We start from the raw sequence: 4,346 nt of genomic DNA on the forward strand, positions 1-4,346 counted from the left end.
CCGTAAGGGCAGTGATTCTTCCATAGTTGGGGTAACTGACTGTTTTTAATTTTAGTTATCAAATCGGAGTATTTAATGAACGTAGCTGCCGGCGTTAATATCAATGGTAGCTCCAGTAGCATGGTCAGCGAATCCGCTCAGCAAGAAAACGACCGTGGGCGCAATATCGCGCGGTTGGGTGAGCGATGTGAGGGCAATATCGTTCTTAACGTACTCCTCGCCGTATTTCTCAATAAACTCTTCCACCATATCGGTACGGGTGAAGCCGGGAGCTACTGTGAAGGCTTGGATATTTTGTTTACCATAGGCTCGAGCAATTGATCGGGTGAGGGCCACTACACCTCCCTTGGAAGCAGCGTAGGCCAGAAAGTCGCTGGTATCACCCCGAAAGGCTGCCCGAGATGAAATATTTACGATACGCCCGCCGCCGATTTCCTGAAAATGATTGATTGCTTTTTTACTGAGCAGACCGGTAGCATTTAGGTTCACCCGCATGGTTTGAGACCAACTATCTACAAATGCTTCATCGCTTGATTCTACATTGGCACTAATGGCAATTCCGGCGTTATTCACCAGTCCATCTACCTTACTAAACTTATCAAGTACGCTAGAAAATAATTTCAACACCTCTTCTGATTTGCTTAGGTCCGCCTGGAAAGCCAAAGAACCGTTTCCTAATTCTTTCGCTAACTGTTCGGCAATTTCCTTATTCTGATGGTAGTGTACTGCAACACAAGCTCCAGCTTCCGCTAGTTGTTCAGCAATTGCCCGACCAATGCCCCGAGTAGCTCCGGTTACTAGTATATTTTTGTGAGCTAGATCAATCTGCATGCTCATGCGTAGTTCGTTTAATGTTTGGCTAATCTTACGAAGAAAGTAGCGAACCTGCTATATTTAGTGTATTATATAGTTTTCAACAACCTTCAAACTGACCGATGACTTCTCTTCGTAGTATGTTCTTCTCCGGGGTTTATCGCCTGGCCCTTTTAGTGGCAGCAGTTTCCTTTCTTTCTTCCGGTAATCTACTCGAACTCGAGAAACCCTTCAATATTCTCATTCTGCATACCGATCAGTGGCGAGCGCAGGCGTTTGGGTACCGAGGCGATCCTAATGTAGAAACTCCGCACATTGACCAGCTAGCCGCTGAGAGTGCTAATTTGTTTAATGCAGTTTCGGGAATGCCCGTCTGTACGCCCCACCGGGCCTCGCTTTTAACTGGGCAACACCCCCTAACGCATGGCTTATTTATGAACGATGTGCAGTTAGATACGAGCGCAGTAACTATTGCCGAAGTGTTGGCCGAAGCGGGTTATCAAACCGGCTACATCGGGAAGTGGCATTTGGATGGGAGAGGGCGCCATAGTTTTACTCCGCCGGGCGGAAGGCGACAGGGTTTCCAGTACTGGAAAGCACTGGAATGTTCGCATAATTACAATCATTCGGCTTACTATACGGCTGATTCGCCCAAGAAAAAGTTTTGGGAAGGCTACGATGCCATTGCTCAGGCCGAAGATGCCCAGCGGTACATTCAGGATCATGCTGAGGATGAACAACCGTTTTTTCTGTTCGTGAGCTGGGGTACCCCACACGCCCCCTACCAAACCGCTCCCGAAAAATACCAAGCAATGTACGATCCGAGTGAGATGCAGCTTCACCCCAACGTGCCTCCCGAAATGCATTCTATGGTACGGGCCGACTTAGCAGGATACTACGCGCATTGTACTGCGCTGGACGATCAGGTGGCTAATATCCTACAAACGCTAAAGGAAACCGGAACAATTGATCATACCGTTATTCTTTTCACTTCTGATCATGGCGACCTACTGGGTTCGCACCGGGCCTACAAGAAGCAACAGCCCTACGAAGAATCCATCCGGGTACCCATGCTAATTCGCCATCCGCAAATCACTCCTCGCAAGTATCCAGCACTGATGAACTCCTACGATATTATGCCAACCCTGCTGGGGTTAGCTAATCAAGCAATTCCTGCCTCGGTGGAAGGCTACGATTTTAGCGAGTATTTGATTGAGCAATTGCCCCTGCCCGATACTACTACGCTAATCAGCTGCGTGCAGCCGTTTGGCCAATGGAACCGCTTTGATCGCGGTGGTAAAGAGTACCGGGGCATCGTTACATTACGCTACACCTACACCCGAGACCTGAACGAGCCCTGGTTATTGTTTGATAATTCGCAGGACCCTTATCAGATGAACAATCTGATAGATGACCCAACTTACGCTGATATTCAGCAGCGTTTGGACGAGTTGCTTACGGAGAAGTTACAAAAGCAGGGCGACGAATTCCGTCCGGGTATGGAATACGTTCGGGAGTGGGGCTACCCGGTAGATGCTAAGCAAACAGTACCCTACGCTCCCTGATGGGCTTGCTCCGGCAGAAAATGCTTCCTAAATTGGGAACTACATAATCTAACCTTTTCACCTATGAGATTGATCTTATTTTTTGCTATTGGCTTATTCCTAACCGCTTGCGGTAGTTCTGGAAATCAAGCTGAAGAAACAAGTGCTGAAGCTACATCGCCAGAAGAAGCATCGCTGAGTGTTGATTTTCAGGAACAGTGGGCAACGAATACTGTACTCCGTACTCCCGAATCAGTACTATACGACGAGGAAACCGATATGATCTTCGTAGCTAATATTGGCACCTTCAATAGGGACAGTAAAGACGGCGACGGATTTATCTCGGTACTCGCGCCCGACGGAGTGGTTGAAGAACTAAATTGGGTGGAGGGATTGAACGACCCCAAGGGAATGGGCGTATTTGATGGTAAACTCTACGTAGCCGATATGGATGAAGTAGTTGAAATCAGTATTGCCGAGGCCCAAATTCTGAACAAATATCCAATTGAAGGAGCCCTATTTTTAAACGATATCACGATCAACGGTCAGGGTCAGGTGTATGTATCTGACTCCGACGATGATAAAATTCATATGTTAGACGGCGGGCAACTTTCGGTTTGGTTGGACGATTCTACTATGCAACGCCCCAATGGATTATTAGCAGATGACAACCAGATGCTGCTTGCCTCAGCCGGAGGCGGTTTTCTGGCCCCTATCGATCTGGATAGCAAACAGGTGCAGGAGACTTGGTTAGAAAATATTCCTTCCGCCGACGGTATTATCAAAACCATGAGCGGCGATTATATTGTATCTACCTGGCAGGGTGAAGTGCACTACGTAACTGCTGATGGTGAACAAACCATGAAGCTGCTAGATACTAAAGCCGAAGAAATTAACGCGGCAGATATTGGGTACATTCCCCAGCAAAATCTACTGCTGGTTCCTACTTTTAACGACCACCGAGTAGTAGCTTATAAAGTAACGGCAAACTAATGGAGTGGCTAGTCATTTGTTGTCTACTGAGTTACCATCCGCCAGTGATTGTCTCCGATACGCTTTACGGAACTTACAATATTCCTAAAGAGCAGATTAGTCTGAACCTCAGTCCGCCTAATAACTATACGATGTTTATGACTCAGTACAACCAACGTAGAGAGTCAGTGAGTAGTCAGGAGATTTCCCACGGTCAGTTTTTGTTAGTAGCGGATACAGTAATTCTGGAAGATGCTACTTCCGGCAAAGCTATGAAGCTACTAGCGGCTGATGAAGAAAAGCTACAGCCACTCAACGTTCCCGGTTTAAGTAAGAAAGCCAAATTTCTAGGCCAGAATCAGTACTACGCTAATGGTAAATTAAAGTGGGAGGGCGAATGGCGCCGCGGGAAAAAGCACGGTACCTGGTTTTATTACGATGAGCAAGGGGATTTGATAAAGTCCGTCCGCTACCGGCGAGGAAAGAAAGTTGAATAACTGGTTTTAGATGATCTTATGTGGTTATGACAGGGTGATTCAATAAAGTCCGGTGTTGCCGGAAACTTATGAAGTTTTAGCTATTAGCGTCTTTTATGATAAAGGGAATTGAAACTTCGTAAGTCCTAACTAAATAAATCTCTAAAACCCACTATCGATCCGCATGTAAGATGATTGCAACAAAGCTCCTGCGCCCTCAATGGCTGCCGTAGCGGTTTTTTCTACCTCCGCCAAATTTTCAGCGGGGGTTTGCCGTACTTTGGCGATTTCCCGACTGATATCGTCTACGTATGTCTTCATTTGCTGTAAATCGCCCGCCGGAGGGGTAGTGCCGCCTGGCTGGTTCTTAACCTCCCGAATTCGGTATTCCAAATCGGTCTTTTGCCGCATTAGCGAAGCAATCAGTACGCGCTTTTCTACGCTTTCAAACTCAGTAGTAAATTCTAGTGGCTGACGATTATCTAAATTTGTATCGTCAAGTACTTTGTCTTTAGGGTAGGCCAGACTATCTGGCTCAGTA

5 protein-coding genes are annotated in these 4,346 nt (G+C 46.8%); 3 read left to right on the forward strand and 2 right to left on the reverse strand.

The features are described from left to right. Nucleotides 1–72 precede the first annotated feature (72 nt). Nucleotides 73–831, reverse strand: a complete 759-nt coding sequence (locus WBA23_RS10700) for an SDR family NAD(P)-dependent oxidoreductase (protein ID WP_424582270.1) — start codon at nucleotides 829–831, stop codon at nucleotides 73–75. A 104-nt stretch (nucleotides 832–935) separates the two neighbouring features. Here WBA23_RS10700 and WBA23_RS10705 point away from each other — a divergent pair, with 104 nt between their 5' ends. The 3 genes from WBA23_RS10705 to WBA23_RS10715 all read left to right on the forward strand — a co-directional run bounded on the left by WBA23_RS10705 (nucleotide 936) and on the right by WBA23_RS10715 (nucleotide 3,826). After that, nucleotides 936–2,378, forward strand: coding sequence for a sulfatase family protein (locus WBA23_RS10705; RefSeq protein ID WP_424582271.1), 1,443 nt, complete (start codon nucleotides 936–938; stop codon nucleotides 2,376–2,378). Nucleotides 2,379–2,441: 63 nt separating this feature from the next. After that, nucleotides 2,442–3,350: a gluconolaconase gene (locus tag WBA23_RS10710; protein WP_424582272.1), complete on the forward strand. Its 909-nt coding sequence runs from the start codon at nucleotides 2,442–2,444 to the stop codon at nucleotides 3,348–3,350. Then, a complete protein-coding gene (locus WBA23_RS10715) occupies nucleotides 3,350–3,826 on the forward strand; it encodes a toxin-antitoxin system YwqK family antitoxin (protein WP_424582273.1) in 477 nt (158 codons plus the stop codon). The genes WBA23_RS10710 and WBA23_RS10715 overlap by 1 nt, the downstream gene beginning before the upstream one ends. Before the next feature lie 141 nt (nucleotides 3,827–3,967). Here the strand turns inward: WBA23_RS10715 and WBA23_RS10720 are convergent. Then, nucleotides 3,968–4,346: hypothetical protein (locus tag WBA23_RS10720; protein WP_424582274.1), on the reverse strand; the 379-nt coding region annotated here is incomplete at its 5' end.

It is taken from the genome of Tunicatimonas sp., from assembly GCF_049647865.1.
Taxonomy (GTDB): domain Bacteria; phylum Bacteroidota; class Bacteroidia; order Cytophagales; family Cyclobacteriaceae; genus Tunicatimonas.